Raw genomic sequence first — 20,028 nt, forward strand, 5'->3', positions numbered from 1 at the left:
AACCGCCGCCTGTCGCAAGACAGGCGGCGGTTTTTTATTGTGGGCACGCTTTACTTTACTTCGCTACGCCCAGGTTTTGCTTGAAGAACATTTCAATTTTCTTATATACGTGGCGCTGGCCCGCGCGCGACGAGATGCCGTGCTTGGCGCCCGGATACGTCATCAGGTCGAATTGCACGCCGCGGTTCACCAGCGCGTCGATCAAGCGCGTGCTGTTGCTGAACAAGACGTTGTCGTCGGCCATGCCGTGCACCAGCAGCAGCGGCGACTTCAAACCGTCGAGGTGGGCGAACACGGTGCTGGCCTTATAGCCATCCACGTTTTCCTTCGGCATGCCGAGGAATTGCTCCGTGTAATGGGTGTCGTACAGCGACCAGTCGGTGACGGGTGCCACCGAGATGCCCATGGCGATCTTGTCGGAGGCAGCCGACAGCAAACGCAGGGTCATGAAGCCGCCATAGCTCCAGCCGAACACGCCGATGCGCTTCGCGTCGACGAAGCTTTGCTTGCCCAGCCAGTCGATGCCGACCAGTTGATCGGCCACTTCGGCTGCGCCCAGCTTGTGATAGATGGCGTCCGTGAAGGCGCGCTCGCGGCGCGACGAGCCGCGGTTATCCAGGCGGAAGACGACAAAGCCTTGCTGCGCCATGTACTGATCGAAGTTGTTGCCCCAGCGGCGAGCCACGTGCTGCGAGTGCGGGCCGCCATACGTCGACAGGTAGACGGGATAGCGTTTGCTCGCGTCGAAGTTCGACGGTTTGACGATGGAATAATGCAGCGTCTGGCCATCGTCGGCTTTCAGGGTGCCGTATTGCGTCGGCAGGTGATCGGCCTTGTATTTCGCGTACGGGTGGCTGGCGTTCAGTGCGTTTTCTTCCAGCCAGCCCACCATCGAACCGTCCGGACGGCGGATGCTGACTTGCGGCGGCGTGGCCGGGTCGGAGTAGGTGTCGACAAACACTTCGCCATTGCGCGAGAACGTCGTGTCGTGCCAGCCATCGGCCTTGGTGACGCGCTGCGGCTTATCGGCCGTGCTGCCATCGAGCGCCAGTGCATAGGTCTGCTTGTCGATGACCGCGTCGCGGTTCGACGAGACGAAGACCTTGCCGGTTTTCTGGTTCACGGCCAGCACGCTGTCGATGCCCCATTCACCGGCAGTGACGGGGTGTAGCAGCTTGCCGCTCATGTTGTACAGGTACAAATGATTGCGCCCCGTGCGCTCGGACGACCAGAGGAAGGTGCCGTTCGACAGGAAGCGCAGGTCGTCATGGATGCTGACCCAGCTTGTCGACGTTTCCGTCAGCAGGGTGCGTTGCGCCAGGGTGGCTGCATCGACGGCGACCAGGTCGAGGGTCTTCTGGTCGCGCGACTGGCGCTGGTACACCAGCGACTTGCCATCAAAGCTCCAGTCGGCGCGCACCAGATAGATGTCCGGGTTCGTGCCCAGGTCCACCTGGCGCTGTGCGCCCGTTTCCGGCGAGACGATCAGCAGCTGCACCAGCACGTTCGGGTCGCCGGCGGCCGGGTAACGCTGTTCCACAACGTCGGTGCGGTCGGCGAAGATTTCGAAGCGTCGCACCACGGGTACGGGCGCTTCGTCGTAGCGTTTATACGCGATGGCGCTGTCGTCGGGTGCCCAGTAGTAGCCGGTGCGCTGGCCCATTTCTTCCTGCGCCACGAATTCGGCTTCGCCGTTGCGGATGGTGCCCTTGCCGTCGGTGGTCAACTGGCGTTCCTTGTTCGTCTTGAGGTCGATCACATAGATGTTTTGATCGCGCACAAACGACACGTAGCGGCCTTTCGGCGAGATTTTCGGGTCCAGCACATTGCCCTTGGCGACCAGGCGCGCCTGGTCCGGGTGGGCTGCGTCGACCAGGTACAGATTGCCGGCCAGCGGTACCAGTAGCTGCTTGCCATCGGGCGACCAGCTGTAGCTGAGAATGCCGTTCAAGCTGGCCGTGCGCTCGCGTTCGCGGCGCGCCTGCTCTTCGGGCGAGATGGTTTCATTCGGCACCAGCGCCTTCGAGTCGACCAGACGGTGCGTGCTCTTGTCCTTCAGCTTGAATTCCCACAGGTCGAGCTGGAACTGGTTGTCGGCGCGGCCGCGCAGGAACGTGACGCGCTCGCCGTCGGGCGAAACCTTCAGGTTGCGCACGCCGGGGCCGGCCAGTGCCGGATCGGCGTGGATGCGTTCCAGGGTCAGCTTGTCAGCCGATGCGGGAACGCTGGCCATCGCGGCCAGAAAACAAAGTATAAAACGCATGGATGTCTCGGTAGTTGGAAGAATGAATGGCACTGCATGCAAAAGGCGAACTTGAGCGTTGCCTAAGCGTAAGACGATACCAGAGCGTGCCTCTTTATGCGATAGCCCCAGCCACGGAAAATGGACGTGCTGGCCGTATTTCCTTCGTTGGAAATGTCCGATAGCCACCTATTTAATGGCGTTTTTCCGGATTCAGGCCAATATCGTACCTGCGATCACGGTCAGGCAGGCGCCGCCTATCCAGGCTTGGCCATCGCGGAAATTGACGGACACGCGGCCGTCGCGTTGCAGACAGGTGCCTTGGCGGACAGTGTAGTCGCCGCCCGCCTGCAGCTGTGCGATGCAGGCGTTGGCGCTGCCCGTGACGGGGTCTTCCACCAGCGCGCCATGTTCGCTGAGCAGCGCGCGCACTTCGTAATCGGCTGGCCCGTCCGCGCCGTGCTGGCCATACAGTGCCAGGCCGTCGGCCCGACACGCGGCCAGCAATGCTGTCAGCGCCGCGATGTCGGCATGCACGGCCAAGCAGGCGGCGGCGCTCGCCAGCGGCACGCACAGCCAGCGGATGCCCATCTCGACGACGTTGCCAGCAGCGGCCGGCGTACCGCCCAGCGCTGCTTGTAGCTGCGGCAGCAGGGCTGGATCGAGCGGGCGCGCGGTGCAGGGCGGCGCCTGGAACGCCAGCACGCCGCCGGCGCGCCGTTCAATCTGCACCAGGCCGACGCCGCATTCCTGGACGATGCGCGCGCCTTTCGGCTGCATGCCCGCGTCGAGCAGGGCGTGCGCCGTGCCCAGGGTCGGGTGGCCGGCGAACGGGAATTCCGTCTCGGGCGAAAAAATCCGCACGCGGTAGTCGGCGGCGGGATCGCGCGGCGCCAACACGAAGGTGGTTTCCGACAGGCCCGTCCAGCGCGCGATGGCTTGCATCTGCGCGTCATCGAGGCCATTGGCGTCGAGTACCACCGCCAGCGGATTGCCGAGGAAGGGCACGCTGCTGAAGACATCGACCTGCTTGAAGGGGCGCGGCTGTGGCATGGCGGGTTCCTGGTCGGATTCCTTGTGGAAGTGTCAGGCGTCGCGCAGGCGCTGCAGCGACAGGCGGTTCAGATACCAGGTCAGCAGCACGGCGGCTACTGTCAAGCCCGTGACCAGGCCGATCCAGAAACCGGCGGCGGCCATCGGCTCGGCCGGCGACCAGATGAAGCCTTGCGGCGCGAGGCCCAGCACGTAGCCGATGGGCAGCGAGAAGCCCCAGAAGGCCAGCAGCTGGATCAGCATCGGCTGGCGCGTCACCTTGTAGCCGCGGATCGCGCAGGAGGTGGCCACCTGCGTGGCGTCGGACAGCTGGAACAGGGCGGCAAACAGCAGCAGCTGTGCGCACAGCGCCTGCACCTGCGGATCGGACGTGTAGGCTTGCGCGATCTGGTGGCGGAAGACGGTGATGACGGTGGCCGAGACGATGGCCGCCGTCAGCGACATGGCCACGCCCACCCACGAAATGAAGCGTGCGCGGCGCAGATTGGCTTCGCCCACGGCATGGCCCACGCGCGTGACCAGCGCGATGCCGAAGGTGAGCGGCACCATGAAGACGACGGACGAGAAATTCAGGGCAATCTGGTGCGCCGATACCTGGATCACGCCGAAGCGCGCCACCAGCAGGCTGATGACGCCAAAGGCGCTTACTTCGGCAAAGTAGGTCACGCCGATGGGCAGGCCCAGGCGCAACATGGGGCCGATGGACGACGGCTGCGGCCATTCCCAGTGCGTGAACGGGTACGTGGCGCGGTAGGCGGGCGCGATCCTGATCCAGGCCAGCATGGCCAGCAGCATCATCCACACGCAGCAGGTAGTGGCCACGGCGCAGCCTACGCCGCCCATCTTCGGCATGCCCCAGTGGCCGTAGATCAGCAGGTAGTTGACGAGGATATTCAGGCCCAGCGCGGCCAGCGCGATGACCATCACGGGCTTGGTCTGGTTGATGCTGGTGCTGTAGCCGTACAGCGCGCGGTAGGCGGCGAACGGCGGCAGCGCGCAGCTGATGATGTGCACGAACAGCTTGGCCTTGGCTGCCACGGCAGGTTCCAGCATCAGGTGGTCGAACACCAGCGCCGCCATGTTCGTCAGCAGGCAAGCCACCAGGCCGACCAGCAGCGCCTTCCACAGCGATTGGCGCACGATGTGCGGCACCCGGTCGTGGCGCGCGGCGCCGATTTCATGCGCCACCAGCGTATTGATCGCCATCATGATGCCGCTCACGGTGACCAGCACGATGGACCAGATAGCCGCGCCCAGTGATACGGCCGCCAGTTCCTCGGGATTCGTATGCCCTGTCATCGCCACGTCGGCCGCGCCCATGCCGACGGTGGCCAACTGGCCGATCAGGATGGGCCAGGCCAGCTTCCACAGCGAAGAAATTTCAGTACGGACGGCGGGCAGGGTGAACGAGGTAGTGTGTGGCATGGGCGGCAAGCTTAACTAAACACAAGATTCTACCGGCATTCGCCATGCTTGTCCGCCGTGGCGCCCGGGTGCGGTAATCATTTGTTACAGCTAAGTGGGCCAGTCGCGGATAGACTGCGGGCTCTCTGGCAAGATGAGCAAATAGTCACACCGCATTATCCTGACTATGGAGTAAGACCATATTGAAGCTGGGCGTCGCCATGATGGCCGAACTGGCCGGCGCCGGCGAACTGACTTTGCACGCGCGCGATCACTTTGTCGCCGCAGTTTGAGCGTGCGCAATGGCGCCGCTGATTTGCGTGAACGTGACTTCAACGGCACGGTGCAGAGAGCGTGCGCATGTGCGTGTGCGCGGGAAGGGGGAAGGGGGAAGGGGGACGTTCGCGCGCCTGGAGCGCCTGAGCAACCGCATCTCGTCGGTGCGCGCAGTGCGCTGATGCGGGGCAGGTAGTACGCCAAATGGCAATAACCGGCTCGCGCAGGGCCTGTTATTGCTTTTGGTAACAATTTGTTGACCTTTTTTCATACTTTGTTACACCGTTTTTTCTACGGATGGCTACACTGACATCAGTTGTCTTGTCGATCATGCATTTGTCTTAATTGACCTTGGAAAGCGCCGGCGACCTTCCGCGCGGGCGAGCACTTGTTACACTAGCATCCTGGCGCAACAGCCAGCTAAATCATCACCAAAGAATGAAGAATGGAGTTAATCATGACGGGCCCTTTCAAACACGCGCTGGCATGCGCGGCGACCTTGCTGCTTTCGCTGGGAGCCCATGCGGCCGCCCACGCGGGCGATATCACCTTGTTCGAAGACGTTGATTTCCGGGGCCGCGCCGTGAACCTGCGCGAGACGACAGACGAGCTGTCGCGCTTTGGCTTCAATGACAAGGTGTCGAGCATTCTGGTGCGTTCAGGCACCTGGGATGTGTGTACCGACGCCGGCTTCCGTGGCAGATGCAAGACCTTGGGGCCGGGCGAATACCGCTCGATGCCGGGCATGAACGACGCCATCAGTTCAGTGCGTGAAACGGGGCGCGGCGATGGCTACAATCCGGGACGCCCCGGACGCGACCCAGACCGTGGCCATGGCGGCTATGGCCGTGGCGGCAGCCTGGAGGTGTATTCGGGCGCGGGACAGAATGGCGGCTCGGCGCGGCTGAACCGCGATACGGACGATTTCGTCAGCATCGGTTTCAACGACCGCACCACCAGCATCGTCATCCATAACGGCTACTGGCAGCTGTGCAGCGACGCGAACTATAACGGCGTGTGCCGCATCTTCGGGCCAGGCCGTCATGACGACCTGGGGCGCGGCCTCGATGGGCGCGTCTCGTCGGCGCGCATGGTCGACGAGCGCGAAGCGCGGCGCCAGCAGCAGTACGAACAGCCTTACCAGCAGCCGCAATACCCGCAATATCCGCAGTACCAGCAGCCACAGTACCAGGAACGCGGCGCTGTCTTGCTGTTCCCCGAAGCGGGCATGCGCGGCGAGCCGCTGGCGCTGGACCGCAATGCGGAAGACTTGGTGCGCTACAACTTCAATGACCGCGCCTCGTCCATCGTCGTCAACGAGGGCCAGTGGGAAGTGTGCAGCGATTCGAACTTCCGTGGCCGCTGCGAAGTGATCGGACCGGGCGAATACGGTCGCCTGAACGGCATGGAAAACCAGATTTCCTCGCTGCGCCGCGTGCGCTGATTTTCTCCAGCACACATGCTGACAGGCCGCCTGCCGGGTTGATCCCGCCAGGCGGTTTTTACATTCCCAGCCGTGTGCTGACATTTGCTTGCCCTTTGTTACACTCGCCGCCTGCCGCCTGGACTACACTGGCGAAAATGTAATCAGTATTGGAGTTGTCATGGTTCGATCTTTCCGGCCCGCGCTGCTGTGCGCCGCCACCTTCCTCGCTCCCCTTGCCGCATCCGCGGGCGAAATCACCCTGTTCCAGGACGCCGGTTTTCGCGGCCGCCCGGTCACCCTGCGTTCCGACACGGGCGACCTGTCGCGCATGGGCTTTAACGACAAGACCTCCAGCATCATCGTGCGCTCGGGCACCTGGGAAGTATGCAAGGACGCCAATTACCGGAGCAACTGCCGCGTGCTGCAGCCTGGCCGCTACGACAGCATGCCGGGCATGAACGACGCCGTTTCCTCGGTGCGCGAAGTGGGCCGCCCGGGCCATGGCGGCGGCGACCACCGTCCCGATCACCGTCCCTACCCGCCGCGCCCTCCGCGTCCGGAGCCGGAGCGTCCTCATCCCGGTTATCCAGGCCATGGCGGCGGACACCGTCCCGACATGAATGGCGCCGTGCTGATGTTCCCCGATGCCGGCATGCGCGGCCGGCCCGTGCGCCTGGACCGCGAAGTGCATGATTTGAGCCGCTATGGCTTCAACGACCGCGCCGAATCGGTCGTCGTTAATTACGGCCGCTGGGAGTTCTGCGTCGATGCCAACTTCCGTGGCCGCTGCGTGGTGATGGGACCAGGCAGCTATGGCCGCCTGCACGGTGGCCTCGATCGCCGCATTTCCTCGCTGCGCCGCGTGCGCTAAGCGTTTCGGCCTTGCCTTCCAGCGCCCGCGTGACCCATGTTCGCGGGCGCTGTTGTATTGTGCGCACGCTATGTCACAGCCAATTCGTGTACTCTTCCCATGGACAGTTCAACCATGGGGAGCAGGCACGGTGGAATACAAGGACTACTACAAGGAGCTTGGCGTCGAGAAGACGGCAACCGAGGCCGAGATCAAGAAGGCGTACCGCAAGCTGGTACGCAAATACCACCCCGACGTGAGCAAGGAACCGGACGCCGACAAGCGCACCAAGGCCCTGAATGAGGCCTACGGCGTGCTGGGCGACGCAGAAAAGCGCGCCGCCTACGATGAACTGGGGCGTAACCAAGGCGCCCAAGGCCAGCCATTCCGGCCCCCGCCGGACTGGGGTTCGGGCTACGAATCGTCGGGCGCCGACGACAGCGACTTCTTTGCCGACCTGTTTGCCCACGTGGGCGGGCGCCGCCGCGCCGGCGGCAGTTTCAAGATGCAGGGCGAGGACAGCCACGCCGCCATCACCATCGATGTGCACGACAGCTATCAGGGCGCCAAACGCCACATCGTCATGCGCGTGCCCGAAGCGGACGCGCAAGGCCATGTGGTGACGCGCGAGCGCACCCTGGAAGTGACGATACCGAAAGGCGTCACGGAGGGCCAGCAGCTGCGCATGAAGGGCCAGGGCCATCCTGGCAGCGGCGGCGCGCCAGCCGGCGACCTGTATCTGGAAATCCGCTTCCAGCCCGATGCACGCTACAAGGTGGAAGGGCGCGACGTGTTCGAGACGGTGCCCGTCACGCCATGGGAGGCGGCGCTGGGCGGCGAAATCGATGTGCCCACGCCATCGGGCACGGTGGCAGTCACCGTCCCGCCCAATTCGCAGACGGGGCGCAAGCTGCGCCTGAAGGGGCGCGGCATTCCCGCCGCCCAGCCGGGCGACCTGTATTTGCTGCTGGAAGTGGTGCTGCCGCCGGCAAACGACGACAAGGCGCGCGAACTGTATGCAACCATGGCGCGCGAGATGGCTTTCAATCCGCGCCAGAAGCTGGGAGGGTAAATCATGACAAACAAGGTAATTGGCGAATTGCTCGAAGACCGTGCCCTGAGCCTGGAAGAACTGGCGCGCGCCTGCGCCGTGGAGCCGGACTGGGTGGTGCAGCACGTGCGGACGGGCGTGCTGCTGCAAAATGGCCCGCCAGCGGGGCAATTGACGGCCTGGCGCTTCACCAGCCTGGACCTGGTGCGCGCGCGCCGCCTGCACGAAATTGAATCCGTGTTCGACGCGAATGCCGAACTGGCCGCGCTGGTGGTCGATTTGTCGGAAGAAGTGGCGCGCCTGCGCCGCCGCCTGCACGTGCTGGGCGTCGATTAGACCATTCGCCCTTAGGCCGGCTCGCCGTGCCGCTGCACGGTGATCCGGCCAATGTAGAATTGCCCATCGACGACGACCCGGTGCGGGATGCCGGCCACGTCGAAGCCGGGGCCGCCGTCTTCCATCCATTCCTGCGCCACGGAGTCGAACTGCTGCGGCGTCATGCGCAGCATCTGCGCCGTGATGACGAAGCGCGCGCCAGGTTTTTGTTTGTTGACGAAGTCGTCGATGCCGGCCATGGTGGTTCCTTATCAATGTATGCGCGCATGATACCTGCCTGCGCGCGCTTCTAGAAGACTTGCTCCAGTAATGGCAACTGCTCCGCAAAACGCTCGGTGAGCCACTTGCCCGCCTGGCCGGGCGGCGTGTCGGCGCGCTGGATCAGGTAAATCGGATAATTCTCGCCCTTGTCGACGGCCAGCGGCAGGTGCACCAGCCGTCCTGCCGCCAGATCCTCGCGCACCATCGCTTCGGGCATGTTGCCCCAGCCCAGGCCCGCGCGCAGCAAGGCGTGCTTGGAGCCGAGGTCGCCCAGGCGCCAGTTGCGCAATCCCAGCACGCCGAAATCCTGGCCCTGCGTCAGGTCGCTGCGGTCGCTGAGCACCAACTGCACGTGTTCGCGCGCCACGTTGGAGGCAATCGGTCCTGCCTGCAGCGCCAGCGCGTGGCTGGGCGCGGCCACGGGAATCAGGCGCACGTGGCCCACGGCCAGGCGCTCGAAGACGCTGGCCGTGGCCGTCATCCAGCCACCGAGGCCGATGTGACAGCTGCCATCCATCACCAGCTGCGCCACGGCGCCCATGGCTTCGATGCGCAGGCGCAGGGCGACGGTGGGGAACTGCGCCTGGAACGCTTCCAGAACGCGTACCAGCACGCAGGTGGGAAACATCACGTCGACCACCACCGATACCTCCGCTTCTAGCCCGCCGGCCAGCGCCTTGGCGCGCGCGCGCATGCCATCGACCTTCAGGGCCACGGCGCGCGCATCGGCCAGCAGGGCCTTGCCCGCGTCCGTCAGGGTGGGCTTGCGCTTGCTGCGGTCGAGCAATACCACATTCAGTTGTTCTTCCAGGTTGGCGATGGTGTAGCTGATCACCGACTGCGTGCGGTGCAGCTGGCGCGCCGCGTGGGCGAAGCCGCCCGCGTCGATGACGGCGACGAACACGCGCAACTGGTCGAGCGAAGGCTGGCCCGGTTCTCTCATGGCAACTCCATATCTAGAATTTCGATGCTAAACATTTATATTTATACGGTTTCATCGATGGTAGACCCGAACTATGCTGTGTGCAAGGGCTGCGACATGGTCCATCCCGTCACCCATTTCCACAGGAGCAATTCATGAGCAAGGTCTTACACATCAATAGCAGCGTGCGTAACAGCGGTTCCCTGTCGCGCCAATTGTCCGGCGAATTCGTCGCGAAACTGGCTGCGCAAGGGGCCAGCGTTGTCGAACGCGACCTGGCCTTGCAGCCCGTGCCGCACCTGACGGAAGAGGTGATGAGCGCCTTCTTCACGCCGGCCGAACAGCGCAGCGCGCAGGCGGCTGCGGCCGTGCAATTGTCCGATACCCTGGTCGATGAATTGCTGGCCGCCGACGTGCTGGTGCTGGCCGCGCCCATGTACAACTTTTCCGTGCCCTCGACCCTGAAGGCGTGGATTGACCACGTGGCGCGCGCCGGCCGCACTTTCCAGTACACGGCCACCGGCCCCGTCGGCCTGGCCACGGGGAAGAAAGCGCTTATTTTCACGGCCAGCGGCGGCGTCTACAGCGCAGGACCGGGAGCCGCGTATGACTACCTGAGCACCTATCTACGTACGGCGCTGGGCTTCATCGGCATCACCGATATCGAGTTCGTGCAAGCCGAAGGCGTGGCCATGGGCGAGGACGCCGTCGCCAGTGCGATCGCCAAGGGCCGCGCTTCGATCGAGGCCCTGGCTGCCTGAGCCAGGTCTCCAGGGGATTGCCAATCTGCCATGGTTGACATAAGCTTGCCGGCGGCACGCCCCGTGTCAGCCCGGCGAGCGGTTCGCCATGAAAGTCTCCCATGCACAAGTTGGCAAGCGCAGTACTGTTCGGATGTTCCCTGCTGGCGGCAGGGACTGTGCAGGCGCAAACTGCGCCAGTGGCGCCGCCCCACGTCGGCCGCGTCACTTCCACGCCCGAGGATATCCGCGCCATCGAAAAGGTTGTCGCCGACTTCCAGGCGGCCTTGATCGCCAAGGATGTCAAGCTGCTGTCGTCGCTGATGCTGCACACAAACATCCTGTTCGCCGCGCCGGCCGACGACGGTTTCATCAAGAAAATGCGCGATACGACGGACGTTCACTTCGACGGCATCGGAGCGGCCGGCTATGTCGGTTTCGCCAACTTCATCAAGCGCGAACCCTTGCGCACGGAAGAAAAATTCTACAACGTCAAGATCACCCAGGACCGCCATGTGGCGTGGGTCAATTTCGACTATGAATTCCTGGTCGGCGAAAAATTGTCGAACTATGGCGTGGAAGCGTGGCAAATGGTCAAGCGCGACGGCGAATGGAAAATCCTCAGCGTCGTCTGGTCCATGCATGCCGCTGCCGAGGCAGGAAAATAGGCGCCAGCCATGCTGTGTCAATCGCGCGGCAGCTCGCGGATTTCCACCGTGCCACCTGCGTTCAGTACAGGGTTGCCCAGCAATAATTTTTTCGCATCGTCTATACTTTCAGCTTGCACATGTAGATAGCCTGACAAGTGTGGCGTGACTGGCCTGGCCTGACCTGACCGGTGCACGCAGATGCCGGGCCCGATGGAGCTGCCACCGCAGAAGCGGCCACTGGCCCTGAGCATGGCGAAGTAGTCTTGCCAGGCGGAAGTGGCGCTGTCCATTGGTGTTGCCGTGTCGTCATGCATGAAGATGATGTAGTCATTCATCTTTTTCTCCTGTGCCGCGTGATAAAAAGAGAGCTGAATTAAGTATCCTGAGCAATCGCGAGCGCATGGTTTTACCCTCACCGCGTCAGTCCGTAGAGACAAGCTGTCCGGCCATGTCATTTTTGGAGCGCACATCGTGCCGATAAAGTATGTTGATTTTTATGAAGTGAATTACACGGCAGAGCGCTTGCGCGGCTGCAAGCTATGGGGCGCCTACGTCGCCATCTACGCCCCCTCGCCCAACCCCATGCACCGGGTGAATCTGCTGCGCAAGCGCCGGGTGTTGGCTGACCACCAGTTTACAACGGAGGCGGACGCCATGGCGGAAGCGGGAGAGGTGGCCGTCAAGCTGGTCGAGCGGCGCCGGCGCCGTTATGTCTTCCATCCCTGATGCCACTGCGCCGCATCCTGCAGTGCGCGCCATGGCAGGATCTGCACGCGGCCGGAATGCACGGCTTCCAGCTCCACGTGCGTGACGGGTTCATCCTGCGTGGCTGTTGCACATAGCTTGATGACGAGGAAGTGTTTTTCCTTGTTGGCAGGCGTGACGGCTGTCCATTTGCTGTTCAGTAATTTATTCGGACGCAAGTTATTGTGATTGGCAAGCTTCATGGTGGCCCCTGGATTGGCGTGATGGCGATGTTGCCATTATCATGCAATACCCGCCACGCACGAGGACCGCCATGAAACGCCAGCTGCACCTGCTCGTTATCGACCCGCAAAACGATTTTTGCGACTTGCCCGCCGAATGGCTGCCTGCCGGCGCCGCACCGGCGCTGGCCGTGCCCGGCGCCCACGCCGATATGCTGCGCGTGGCGCAGCTGATCCGTGAAGGGGGCAGCGGTTTGACGCAGATCAGCGTGACGCTCGATGCCCATCACCGCTACGACATCGCCCACCCCGCCTTCTGGCGCACGGGCGATGGCGCTCCCGTCACGCCGTTTACCCAGATCAGCGCGCAGCAGGTGCGCGACCGCCTGTTTTTGCCCGCCGCCAGCGGCGCTTTGCCGCGCGCGCTGGCCTACCTCGATGCCTTGCAGCAAGCGGGCCGCTATCAGCTGATGGTGTGGCCCGTGCACTGCGAGATCGGCAGTTGGGGCCAGAATGTCCATGCGGCCGTGCGCGCCGCCTATAACGGCTGGGAAGTGGATCAACTGCAAGTAGTGGCCAAGCTGAGCAAGGGTTCCAACCCGTGGACCGAGCATTACTCGGCAGTCATGGCGGAAGTGCCCGACGCGCAGGATGCGGCCACCCAGCTGAACCTGGATTTCCTCGCCACCTTGCTGCCGGCGCAGCAGATTTATGTTGCCGGCGAAGCGGGTAGCCACTGCGTGAAAGCCAGCACGGAGCATATCGCCGACTACCTGCAGGCGCAGCAAGGCAAGCCGGCCCTGGCGCGGCTGGTGCTGCTGACCGACTGCATGAGCCCCGTCACGGGTTTTGCAGCGCAGCAGCGCGACTTCCTGGCCGCCATGCAAGAGCGCGGCGCGCGGCTGGCCACTTCCGCCGATGTCTTGCCCGAATTGCTGGCCAACGCGCGGCACAACGCGGCTGCCTGAGCCACTGTCGAACGTGCCCAGCTGAAATGCTTGCGGTGGCGTACTATTCTGGCTTCAGGAAGTTGGAGAAAACACACATGACCCCGATAGTGCGCAGTTTGCTGGAAACCGATCTGTATAAATTTACAATGTGGCAAGCCTTGCTGCACGGTCATCCGAATACCCATACCGAATACGAATTTGTCTGCCGTAACGCCACCGCCTTTCCCCTGGCTGAACTGAAGGGCGAACTGGAAGAACAGCTCGACCACCTGTGCTCGATGTCGTTTGCCGACGACGAGCTGGCCTATTTGCGCACCCTGCGCTTCATGAAGAGCGATTTCGTCGACTTTTTGACGGTCTTCCGCTTCCAGCGCAAGTTCATCGAGGTCAGCACGGATGGCGACACCCTGCTGGTCCACGCGGCCGGGCCGCAAGTACACGTGATGGGTTTCGAGATTTTCGTGCTGTACATCATCAACGAACTGTATTTCCGCCGTTTCGACCTGGACGCGGCCATGCGAGAAGGGCGTCACCGCCTGGGCTTGAAAGTGGCGGCCGTCAAGGAATTCGGCAAGCTGCCGCGGCGCAAGCATCCATTTGAATTTTCCGATTTCGGCGTGCGCCGGCGTTTTTCCGGCGCGTGGCACGACGAGGTGGTGCAGCGCCTGGCGCAGGAAGTGCCGGAATATTTTAAAGGCACGTCGAATGTGTACCTGGCAAAAAAACTGGGCATCGTGCCGATCGGCACCATGGCGCATGAATACATGCAGTCATTTCAGTCGTTCGGCGTGCGCCTGCGCGACTTTCAAAAGGCGGCACTGGAAGACTGGGTGCAGGAATACCGTGGCGACCTGGGCATCGCCCTGACCGACGTGGTCGGCATGGATGCCTTCCTGGCCGACTTCGACCTGTATTTCGCCAAGCTGTTCGACGGCTTGCGCCACGATTCGGGCGACCCCGTCGAGTGGGGCGAAAAGGCGCTGGCCCACTACGCGGCCCTGCGCATCGACGCCAATACCAAGCGCCTCGTGTTTTCCGACGGCCTGGACCTGGACAAGGCCTTTGCCCTGTACCAGCACTTCGCCGACCGCATCATGACGGGCTTTGGCATCGGCACCAATCTGACCAACGATGTGGCTTTGACGCCGCTCAACATTGTCATGAAACTGGTGCGCTGCAATGGCCAGTCGGTGGCGAAATTGTCGGATTCGCCGGGCAAGACCCTGTGCAAGGATGAAACCTTTCTTGCCTACTTACGGCAGGTGTTTCACCATCCCGCCGTGTAAGCGCTGACATAAGCTACTGCGCGTCGCAATTTGCGGCCTCCGATGCTCACTGCCTCGGCGGCCCCGTGCCCAGCACAGTTCCGCTTCTCGGCCACAACTTGCTGCCGCTCGCTACGCTTCTGTCGGGCGCTTGATTGTCGGTCTAGAAGCCTGCGACCACCGTGTTCATGTGCTCGACCTGGGGCGGGGCGGCGAAAAATTCGCCGACCAGACCGCGCCATGCCTGGAAGTCGTCGCTGCCGCGGAAATGCACGGTATGGTCTTCGAGCGTCGTCCAGCCGACCACTAGGCGGTAGGCGTCGCCATTTTCGATCGAGCGCTCCAGGCGCATGGACTCGCAGCCGCGCGCGCGCTGGAACAGGGGCACGGCCTTGGCGACGGCCGCCTCGAAGGCAGCATGCGTGGCCGATTTGATCTGGATATGGGCAATTTCAAAAATCATGGCAAGTTCCACTGTGGAATGAAGGAAGCTTGATCTTGCCATAATTTGGCCGCGCGAGGGAGGACCGCGCTCAGTGCGCGGCCGCTTGTTCGCTGCCATCCGCCTCGCCATCACCCTTGCCATCGTTTGCGGCCAGCATGGCTGGCCGTGCGCTGTTCGATGTCGCTGCCGCCATGCGCCTGCACGATGGCGGCGGCCCGTTCGCTGTCCCCGGCCTGGTGCACGGCGACGACAAGGCGGAACATGCCGCGCCACGCCGCCTTGCCCTGCACGGGGACGGCCTCGTCGTCGACTGTGTCGAGTTCGACTGCGTGCGCGGGGAAACCTTGCTCCAGCAGCGCGTTGCGGGCCTGCTGCGCATCGGCAAGCTGGTCGAAGATGCGGATCAGGGCAGGCGAAACAAGGGGGCGGGTGGAGGTGCTCATGGCCAGGCTTTCCAGTAGGGATATTTGAGTTTGACCTGCAAGCCTGTAAAAAATTCTGCCTCAGCCTGTAAAATCATCGATCAAGGCGCAAAAGTTTGATAAATATCCAGTATGGCTGCCAAGTCGCGCTAAGATACGCCTTGCGGTGCGTCCTGCAGGCGGGAATGCGGGGTCAATCTTTCATAGGAGAACTAAATGGCAGCGAAGAAAATTCTGTTTTTGACCGGCGATTTTGCAGAAGATTATGAAACGATGGTGCCATTCCAGGCCCTGCTGATGCTGGGCCATACCGTGCATGCCGTCTGTCCCGGCAAGAAAAGCGGCGCGACGATCAAGACGGCCATCCACGATTTCGAGGGCGACCAGACCTACACGGAAAAGCCGGGTCATTTGTTCACCCTGAACGCCAGCTTCGACGAAATCGATCCGGCCGACTATGACGCCGTGATGATCGCCGGCGGCCGCGCGCCCGAATACCTGCGCCTGAACGAGAAAGTCATCGCCGCCGTGCGCCATTTCGCCGAGGCGGGCAAGCCTGTCGCCGCCGTCTGCCACGGCGCGCAATTGCTGGCCGCCGCCGACGTCATCCGCGGCAAGCGCATTTCCGCCTATCCAGCCTGTGCGCCGGAAGTGAAATTGGCGGGCGGCACGTATGCCGACATCGCCGTCACGGACGCCGTCACGGATGGCCAGTTTGTCACGGCGCCCGCCTGGCCCGCGCATCCGGCCTGGCTGGCGCAGTTCGTCAAGCTGCTGGGCACCGAGATCCATTTGTAACCTTCACCAGCCCGGCAGGCCGCAGCGCTTGCCGGGCGCACCACTTTTCAGATTCGAGTTCTTCATGCATGCGCCGCGCAGTCAACCTTCCCGCAAACAAATTCCAGCGTCGCGCTGGCGCCAGCGCCGCCTGGCGCAAGCCGAATCGGGCCTGAGCGCCGCGCAGGAACGCCAGCTGGCCACCCTGCATGACATTTCCACCTTGCTGGCAGGCCAGCACGCCATCGATGCGCTGTGCCGTGGCTTCTTGCGCCACGTGATGCAGTTCGCGCAGGCCGAGGGCGGCACCGTGCGCATCCTTGATCCGCAACAAGACACCGTGCACATCATCGTGCATGAAGGTATTTCCGATGCCATGGTGGAAGAGGAACACTGCATCCGCAACAACGATTGCCTGTGCGGCGCTGCCGTGGCGCAGGGCGTGATCCAGATCCGCGATTTCCGCCAGGTCGATGCGCTGCAGCGCTACCGTTGCCAGGACGAAGGATTTATTGCCATCGCCGTCTTTCCCATCCTCGCGCGCGAGCAGGTGGTGGGCAGTTTTTCGCTGCACTTTGCGCGCCCGCAAGCCGTGCATGCGCAGCAGCAAGGCTGGCTGGAAACGTTGGGCCAGAGCCTGGGCATTGCCATCGAGAACCAGCGCCTGATCGCGCGCGAGAAGGAATTCGCCGTCGCGCGCGAACGCAGCCTGCTGGCCGAAGGCTTGCATGACAGCATCGCGCAAAGCTTGAACTTCATCAGCTTGCAAGTACAGATGCTCGACGATTCCGTACGCCGCGGCCAGCTCGACGAAGCGGCCGAAGTGCTGCCGCTGATGCGCATGGGCGTCGAACAGAGTTACCAGGACGTGCGCGAATTGCTGGTCAATTTCCGCACGCGCTGGCATGGCAGCGACCTGGAAAGCAAGCTCAGCGAAGTGCTGGCCAAGTTTGAGCTGCAGACGGGCGTCGTCGGCACCCTGGACATGAGCGGCAATGGCGCGCCGTTGGCGCCGGAGCAGCAACTGCAGATCCTCTTCATCGTGCAGGAAGCGCTGTCGAATATCCGCAAGCACGCGCAAGCGAGCAACGTGGCCCTGCGCGTGGAAAACGGACGCGATTTTGCGCTGCAGGTGCGCGACGATGGCGAAGGCTTCGCCGCCAACCTGCGCGACAAGAAAACGGAATTGCAGATCGGCTTGCGTATCATGCAGGAAAGAGCCGAGCGGCTGGGTGCGCAATTTGCCATCGACAGCACGCCCGGCGGCGGCACGACGATCTCGCTGGCCTTGCCGGCAGCCCGGCGCCAGGCGGCGTAACAGACGATTCATTCCTACCAGTTAGAAGATACAAATACGTGAACGCTCCAATCAAAATCCTGCTGGTCGACGACCACACCTTGCTGCGCAGCGGCGTCAAGCTGCTGCTGCAGCGCAATCCTTTATTCCAGGTGGTGGGCGAGGCATCGAATGGGCTCGACGGCGTGCGCCTGACGGCCGAGCTGCGGCCCGACGTGGTGCTGATGGACTTGAACATGCCCGGCGTAACCGGCGTGGAAGCGCTGCAGCTGATCTTGCAAGACATGCCGCAGATGGTGGTGCTGATGTTGACCGTATCGGAAAACGCGGCCGACCTGGGCGCGGCCCTGCGCGCGGGCGCGCGCGGCTACCTGCTGAAAAACATCGAAGCCGAGCAGCTGGGCCAGGCCATTAGCCGCGCCGCCGCCGGCGAATCGGTGATCGCCGACGCCATGACGGCCAAGCTGGTGTCGCAGTTCCGCGCGGGACAGAATGCGCCTCAGGCCGACTACGACAAATTGACGCCGCGTGAACGCGAAGCCATGGCGTGCCTGGCGCGCGGCCAGAGCAACAAGGAAATCGCGCGCCAGCTGGACGTGGCCGAAAGCACGGTGAAAATCCACGTGCAAAATATCCTCAAAAAGCTTAAGCTCAGCAGCCGTGTGCAGATCGCCGTGTATGCGGTGGAGCGCGAACTCGGCAAATAAAGATCAAACAAAGCGCAAATAGTGCGCAAGGAATGCGCGATTGTTTGATCTGCATGGCGTTCCGGCCTAGACAACCCTAGTTCCTTTGACGTATGGCCTTGACGCTGCCTGCGCATTACACTCTTAGTCATTCGCTAATCTAATAAGAGAGTGTCATGCATAAGGTCAACGTCGATGGCTTGCTATCGAGCCAGGCTCTGTTCCGCCATATTTCCCCTTCGCAATTAGAACAATTGCGCCAGGATGTCGTGCGTGTCGAAGTGGAAAAAGGCAAAGTGCTGTTCCGCAAGGGCGAAGCGGCGGAAGGCGCCTATGTCGTGGTCTTCGGTCTCGTCAAGCTGAGCGTGTTTTCCATGGAAGGTACCGACAAGGTACTGGAACTGATCCGCCCGGGCCAGAGCTTTGGCGAAGCCATGATTTTCCTCGACGAACCGTACCCGTTCTGCGCCGAGGCGCTCGAGCACTGCCTGCTGCTGCGCATCCCGCCACACGCGCTGCTGCGCCTGCTGGACCAGTCGCCGCGTATCGCGCGCCAGATGATGAACAGCCTGTCGCACCACCTGATGGGTTTTATTCGCAACGTGGAACGCTGCTCCGTGCAGAACGCCACCCAGCGCGTGGTCGAGTACCTGTTGCAGGCATCGGACCAGCAGCGTTCCAACGAGGTCAAGCTGGACTTGAAGAAAAGCCTGCTGGCATCGTTTTTGAACCTGGCGCCCGCCACCCTGTCGCGCGTGCTGCACCAGCTGACGGACTTGCATTTGATTAAAGTCAGCGGTTCGCTGATCCAGATCCAGCCCGATGCGCTGAAAACCTACCGCCATGGTTCCGCCACGGCGATGCTGAATTAAGCATCTAAGCTTTTTCAGTAGACAAGGTCAGCCGCCAGAACAGCAGGGCGAGCAAGCTGACCGCCGCGCCCAGCGCGCATACCCCATGCCAGCCCGCCAGCGCATACACGCTGGTGGCGGCAATCGCACCGAGTCCGCTTCCCACCGCATAAAACAGCATATAGCACGCCACCAGGCGGCTGTGCGCGTCGCTGTCCTGCTTGAAAATAAGGCTCTGGTTCGTCACGTGGATGGCCTGGCCCGCCAAGTCGAGCGCGATGATGCCGACCACCAGGGGCCACAGGGCCGTGCCCGCAAAGCCGAGCGGCAGCCACGCGGCCAGCAGCAACAACAGCGCCGCGCCCGTCGTCCATTGGGCACGGCCCTGGTCGGCCAGCGCTCCGGCCCGCGCCGCGCCCAGCGCCCCGATCACCCCCACGAGGCCAAACGCGCCGATGGCCGCGTGCGTATAGCCTTGCTCAGTCAAGGGCAGCACCAGGGCGCTCCAGAAAATATTGAAGACGGCAAACATTAGCAAGGCCAGCATACCGCGCACGCGCAGCACCTTGTTGTGCAGCAGCATGTCCAGCATCGAGGCAATCAGCGCGCCGTAGGCCAGCCGTTGACTGGACGGCTGCGCCGGCGGCAGCTTGCGCCACAGCAGCAACAGCAGGGCGCAAGCGATGGCCGCAGAGACAAAATACACGGCGCGCCAGTCGGCGAGATCGGCCACCACGCCGGACAAGGTGCGCGCCAGCAGTAAGCCGATCACCACGCCGCCCTGCGCCATGCCCACCACCCGGCCCCGCTCGTGGCTGGCCGCTGCACTGGCCGCGTAGGCGATCAAGCCCTGTGTCATGGCCGTGCCCAGCAAGCCCACCAGCAGCATGCCGCCCAGCAGCGCGGCCGTGGAACGGGCGCAGCCCAGCGCCGCCAGGGATATGGCAAGCAAGCCCAGCTGGAACAGGGTCAAACGGCGCCGGTTCAGCATGTCGCCCAAGGGAACCAGCAGCAGCAGGGCCAGCGCGCAGCCGAGCTGCGTGGCCGTGATGACCATGCCGCTGGCGGCGTCCGTCAAGCCGAATTCGTGCGCCAGGGTGGCGAGCAAGGGTTGGGCGTAATACACATTGGCCACGCTGAGGCCGGCTGCGCAGGCGAACAGCCAGACGAGGGAAGGGGCAAGAGTAGTCAGGGGGAT

23 protein-coding genes are annotated in these 20,028 nt (G+C 63.0%); 13 read left to right on the top strand and 10 right to left on the bottom strand.

What is annotated here, in order from left to right:
• Positions 1 to 55 precede the first annotated feature (55 nt).
• From ACP7DE_RS14035 to ACP7DE_RS14045, 3 genes are all read right to left on the bottom strand, one after another.
• Positions 56 to 2,263 carry a S9 family peptidase gene (locus ACP7DE_RS14035; protein ID WP_426072675.1) on the bottom strand — a complete coding sequence of 736 codons (2,208 nt, stop codon included), beginning with the start codon at positions 2,261 to 2,263 and terminating at the stop codon, positions 56 to 58.
• Between the two features lie 192 nt (positions 2,264 to 2,455).
• The gene (locus ACP7DE_RS14040) at positions 2,456 to 3,295 is read right to left on the bottom strand and encodes a PhzF family phenazine biosynthesis protein (RefSeq protein ID WP_426072676.1); all 840 of its coding nucleotides are present in this window, start codon (positions 3,293 to 3,295) and stop codon (positions 2,456 to 2,458) included.
• Between the two features lie 33 nt (positions 3,296 to 3,328).
• On the bottom strand, positions 3,329 to 4,720 hold the full coding sequence (locus ACP7DE_RS14045) for an MATE family efflux transporter (protein ID WP_426072677.1): 1,392 nt from the start codon (positions 4,718 to 4,720) through the stop codon (positions 3,329 to 3,331).
• Between the two features lie 712 nt (positions 4,721 to 5,432).
• Between ACP7DE_RS14045 and ACP7DE_RS14050 the strand changes: the two genes are divergently transcribed.
• The 4 genes from ACP7DE_RS14050 to ACP7DE_RS14065 all read left to right on the top strand — a co-directional run bounded on the left by ACP7DE_RS14050 (position 5,433) and on the right by ACP7DE_RS14065 (position 8,638).
• Positions 5,433 to 6,419 (top strand): beta/gamma crystallin-related protein, encoded by a 987-nt coding sequence (locus tag ACP7DE_RS14050; protein WP_426072678.1) that lies wholly within the window; start codon positions 5,433 to 5,435, stop codon positions 6,417 to 6,419.
• A gap of 160 nt (positions 6,420 to 6,579) precedes the next feature.
• Positions 6,580 to 7,272, top strand: coding sequence for a beta/gamma crystallin-related protein (locus ACP7DE_RS14055; protein WP_426072679.1), 693 nt, complete (start codon positions 6,580 to 6,582; stop codon positions 7,270 to 7,272).
• Positions 7,273 to 7,402: 130 nt separating this feature from the next.
• Positions 7,403 to 8,323 (top strand): DnaJ C-terminal domain-containing protein, encoded by a 921-nt coding sequence (locus ACP7DE_RS14060; RefSeq protein ID WP_426072680.1) that lies wholly within the window; start codon positions 7,403 to 7,405, stop codon positions 8,321 to 8,323.
• A gap of 3 nt (positions 8,324 to 8,326) precedes the next feature.
• The gene (locus ACP7DE_RS14065) at positions 8,327 to 8,638 is read left to right on the top strand and encodes a MerR family transcriptional regulator (RefSeq protein ID WP_426072681.1); all 312 of its coding nucleotides are present in this window, start codon (positions 8,327 to 8,329) and stop codon (positions 8,636 to 8,638) included.
• A gap of 11 nt (positions 8,639 to 8,649) precedes the next feature.
• Here ACP7DE_RS14065 and ACP7DE_RS14070 read toward each other — a convergent pair whose 3' ends face one another.
• Both ACP7DE_RS14070 and ACP7DE_RS14075 read right to left on the bottom strand, forming a co-directional pair.
• Entirely contained in the window at positions 8,650 to 8,877 is a 228-nt protein-coding gene (locus ACP7DE_RS14070) for a hypothetical protein (protein WP_426072682.1), read from the bottom strand.
• A gap of 50 nt (positions 8,878 to 8,927) precedes the next feature.
• Positions 8,928 to 9,842: a LysR family transcriptional regulator gene (locus ACP7DE_RS14075; RefSeq protein WP_426072683.1), complete on the bottom strand. Its 915-nt coding sequence runs from the start codon at positions 9,840 to 9,842 to the stop codon at positions 8,928 to 8,930.
• Positions 9,843 to 9,976: 134 nt separating this feature from the next.
• Here ACP7DE_RS14075 and ACP7DE_RS14080 point away from each other — a divergent pair, with 134 nt between their 5' ends.
• Positions 9,977 to 10,582, top strand: coding sequence for an FMN-dependent NADH-azoreductase (locus ACP7DE_RS14080; RefSeq protein WP_426072684.1), 606 nt, complete (start codon positions 9,977 to 9,979; stop codon positions 10,580 to 10,582).
• Positions 10,583 to 10,683: 101 nt separating this feature from the next.
• Positions 10,684 to 11,229, top strand: coding sequence for a hypothetical protein (locus ACP7DE_RS14085; protein ID WP_426072685.1), 546 nt, complete (start codon positions 10,684 to 10,686; stop codon positions 11,227 to 11,229).
• Positions 11,230 to 11,246: 17 nt separating this feature from the next.
• On the opposite strand, the gene ACP7DE_RS14090 is transcribed toward ACP7DE_RS14085, so the two are convergent.
• Positions 11,247 to 11,546: a hypothetical protein gene (locus ACP7DE_RS14090; RefSeq protein WP_426072686.1), complete on the bottom strand. Its 300-nt coding sequence runs from the start codon at positions 11,544 to 11,546 to the stop codon at positions 11,247 to 11,249.
• Between the two features lie 136 nt (positions 11,547 to 11,682).
• Between ACP7DE_RS14090 and ACP7DE_RS14095 the strand changes: the two genes are divergently transcribed.
• The gene (locus ACP7DE_RS14095) at positions 11,683 to 11,937 is read left to right on the top strand and encodes a hypothetical protein (protein WP_426072687.1); all 255 of its coding nucleotides are present in this window, start codon (positions 11,683 to 11,685) and stop codon (positions 11,935 to 11,937) included.
• On the opposite strand, the gene ACP7DE_RS14100 is transcribed toward ACP7DE_RS14095, so the two are convergent.
• A complete protein-coding gene (locus ACP7DE_RS14100; protein ID WP_426072688.1) occupies positions 11,919 to 12,158 on the bottom strand; it encodes a TIGR02450 family Trp-rich protein in 240 nt (79 codons plus the stop codon). The two genes, ACP7DE_RS14095 and ACP7DE_RS14100, sit on opposite strands and share 19 nt — an antisense overlap.
• 71 nt (positions 12,159 to 12,229) lie before the next feature.
• Here ACP7DE_RS14100 and ACP7DE_RS14105 point away from each other — a divergent pair, with 71 nt between their 5' ends.
• Entirely contained in the window at positions 12,230 to 13,105 is an 876-nt protein-coding gene (locus ACP7DE_RS14105; protein WP_426072689.1) for a cysteine hydrolase, read from the top strand.
• Positions 13,106 to 13,182: 77 nt separating this feature from the next.
• A complete protein-coding gene (gene pncB / locus ACP7DE_RS14110) occupies positions 13,183 to 14,373 on the top strand; it encodes a nicotinate phosphoribosyltransferase (protein WP_426072690.1) in 1,191 nt (396 codons plus the stop codon).
• Positions 14,374 to 14,515: 142 nt separating this feature from the next.
• Here the strand turns inward: pncB and ACP7DE_RS14115 are convergent, their stop codons facing one another.
• Together ACP7DE_RS14115 and ACP7DE_RS14120 are read right to left on the bottom strand one after the other, a co-directional pair.
• Positions 14,516 to 14,815 (bottom strand): antibiotic biosynthesis monooxygenase family protein, encoded by a 300-nt coding sequence (locus ACP7DE_RS14115; protein WP_426072691.1) that lies wholly within the window; start codon positions 14,813 to 14,815, stop codon positions 14,516 to 14,518.
• A gap of 110 nt (positions 14,816 to 14,925) precedes the next feature.
• Entirely contained in the window at positions 14,926 to 15,240 is a 315-nt protein-coding gene (locus ACP7DE_RS14120; protein WP_426072692.1) for a hypothetical protein, read from the bottom strand.
• A gap of 195 nt (positions 15,241 to 15,435) precedes the next feature.
• On the opposite strand from ACP7DE_RS14120, the gene ACP7DE_RS14125 reads away from it, so the two are divergent.
• The 4 genes from ACP7DE_RS14125 to ACP7DE_RS14140 all read left to right on the top strand — a co-directional run bounded on the left by ACP7DE_RS14125 (position 15,436) and on the right by ACP7DE_RS14140 (position 18,851).
• Entirely contained in the window at positions 15,436 to 16,017 is a 582-nt protein-coding gene (locus tag ACP7DE_RS14125; RefSeq protein ID WP_426072693.1) for a DJ-1/PfpI family protein, read from the top strand.
• 64 nt (positions 16,018 to 16,081) lie between these two features.
• On the top strand, positions 16,082 to 17,314 hold the full coding sequence (locus ACP7DE_RS14130) for a GAF domain-containing sensor histidine kinase (RefSeq protein WP_426072694.1): 1,233 nt from the start codon (positions 16,082 to 16,084) through the stop codon (positions 17,312 to 17,314).
• Positions 17,315 to 17,352: 38 nt separating this feature from the next.
• A complete protein-coding gene (locus ACP7DE_RS14135; protein WP_426072695.1) occupies positions 17,353 to 18,000 on the top strand; it encodes a response regulator in 648 nt (215 codons plus the stop codon).
• Positions 18,001 to 18,155: 155 nt separating this feature from the next.
• Positions 18,156 to 18,851 carry a Crp/Fnr family transcriptional regulator gene (locus ACP7DE_RS14140; RefSeq protein ID WP_426072696.1) on the top strand — a complete coding sequence of 232 codons (696 nt, stop codon included), beginning with the start codon at positions 18,156 to 18,158 and terminating at the stop codon, positions 18,849 to 18,851.
• 4 nt (positions 18,852 to 18,855) lie between these two features.
• Here ACP7DE_RS14140 and ACP7DE_RS14145 read toward each other — a convergent pair whose 3' ends face one another.
• Positions 18,856 to 20,028 carry an MFS transporter gene (locus ACP7DE_RS14145; protein ID WP_426072855.1) on the bottom strand — a complete coding sequence of 391 codons (1,173 nt, stop codon included), beginning with the start codon at positions 20,026 to 20,028 and terminating at the stop codon, positions 18,856 to 18,858.

This window comes from Janthinobacterium sp. DSP2-3-3 (assembly GCF_049897325.1).
In the GTDB taxonomy this organism is placed as follows: Bacteria; Pseudomonadota; Gammaproteobacteria; order Burkholderiales; family Burkholderiaceae_D; genus Janthinobacterium.

What these genes read in the sequence shown, in the direction of transcription:
- ACP7DE_RS14035 (WP_426072675.1), bottom strand. Translation starts at nt 2,263, where the DNA reads ATGCGTTTTATACTTTGTTTTCTGGCCGCGATGGCCAGCGTTCCCGCA.
- ACP7DE_RS14040 (WP_426072676.1), bottom strand. Translation starts at nt 3,295, where the DNA reads ATGCCACAGCCGCGCCCCTTCAAGCAGGTCGATGTCTTCAGCAGCGTG.
- ACP7DE_RS14045 (WP_426072677.1), bottom strand. Translation starts at nt 4,720, where the DNA reads ATGCCACACACTACCTCGTTCACCCTGCCCGCCGTCCGTACTGAAATT.
- ACP7DE_RS14050 (WP_426072678.1), top strand. Translation starts at nt 5,433, where the DNA reads ATGACGGGCCCTTTCAAACACGCGCTGGCATGCGCGGCGACCTTGCTG.
- ACP7DE_RS14055 (WP_426072679.1), top strand. Translation starts at nt 6,580, where the DNA reads ATGGTTCGATCTTTCCGGCCCGCGCTGCTGTGCGCCGCCACCTTCCTC.
- ACP7DE_RS14065 (WP_426072681.1), top strand. Translation starts at nt 8,327, where the DNA reads ATGACAAACAAGGTAATTGGCGAATTGCTCGAAGACCGTGCCCTGAGC.
- ACP7DE_RS14070 (WP_426072682.1), bottom strand. Translation starts at nt 8,877, where the DNA reads ATGGCCGGCATCGACGACTTCGTCAACAAACAAAAACCTGGCGCGCGC.
- ACP7DE_RS14075 (WP_426072683.1), bottom strand. Translation starts at nt 9,842, where the DNA reads ATGAGAGAACCGGGCCAGCCTTCGCTCGACCAGTTGCGCGTGTTCGTC.
- ACP7DE_RS14080 (WP_426072684.1), top strand. Translation starts at nt 9,977, where the DNA reads ATGAGCAAGGTCTTACACATCAATAGCAGCGTGCGTAACAGCGGTTCC.
- ACP7DE_RS14085 (WP_426072685.1), top strand. Translation starts at nt 10,684, where the DNA reads ATGCACAAGTTGGCAAGCGCAGTACTGTTCGGATGTTCCCTGCTGGCG.
- ACP7DE_RS14090 (WP_426072686.1), bottom strand. Translation starts at nt 11,546, where the DNA reads ATGAATGACTACATCATCTTCATGCATGACGACACGGCAACACCAATG.
- ACP7DE_RS14100 (WP_426072688.1), bottom strand. Translation starts at nt 12,158, where the DNA reads ATGAAGCTTGCCAATCACAATAACTTGCGTCCGAATAAATTACTGAAC.
- ACP7DE_RS14105 (WP_426072689.1), top strand. Translation starts at nt 12,230, where the DNA reads ATGAAACGCCAGCTGCACCTGCTCGTTATCGACCCGCAAAACGATTTT.
- pncB (WP_426072690.1), top strand. Translation starts at nt 13,183, where the DNA reads ATGACCCCGATAGTGCGCAGTTTGCTGGAAACCGATCTGTATAAATTT.
- ACP7DE_RS14115 (WP_426072691.1), bottom strand. Translation starts at nt 14,815, where the DNA reads ATGATTTTTGAAATTGCCCATATCCAGATCAAATCGGCCACGCATGCT.
- ACP7DE_RS14120 (WP_426072692.1), bottom strand. Translation starts at nt 15,240, where the DNA reads ATGAGCACCTCCACCCGCCCCCTTGTTTCGCCTGCCCTGATCCGCATC.
- ACP7DE_RS14125 (WP_426072693.1), top strand. Translation starts at nt 15,436, where the DNA reads ATGGCAGCGAAGAAAATTCTGTTTTTGACCGGCGATTTTGCAGAAGAT.
- ACP7DE_RS14130 (WP_426072694.1), top strand. Translation starts at nt 16,082, where the DNA reads ATGCATGCGCCGCGCAGTCAACCTTCCCGCAAACAAATTCCAGCGTCG.
- ACP7DE_RS14140 (WP_426072696.1), top strand. Translation starts at nt 18,156, where the DNA reads ATGCATAAGGTCAACGTCGATGGCTTGCTATCGAGCCAGGCTCTGTTC.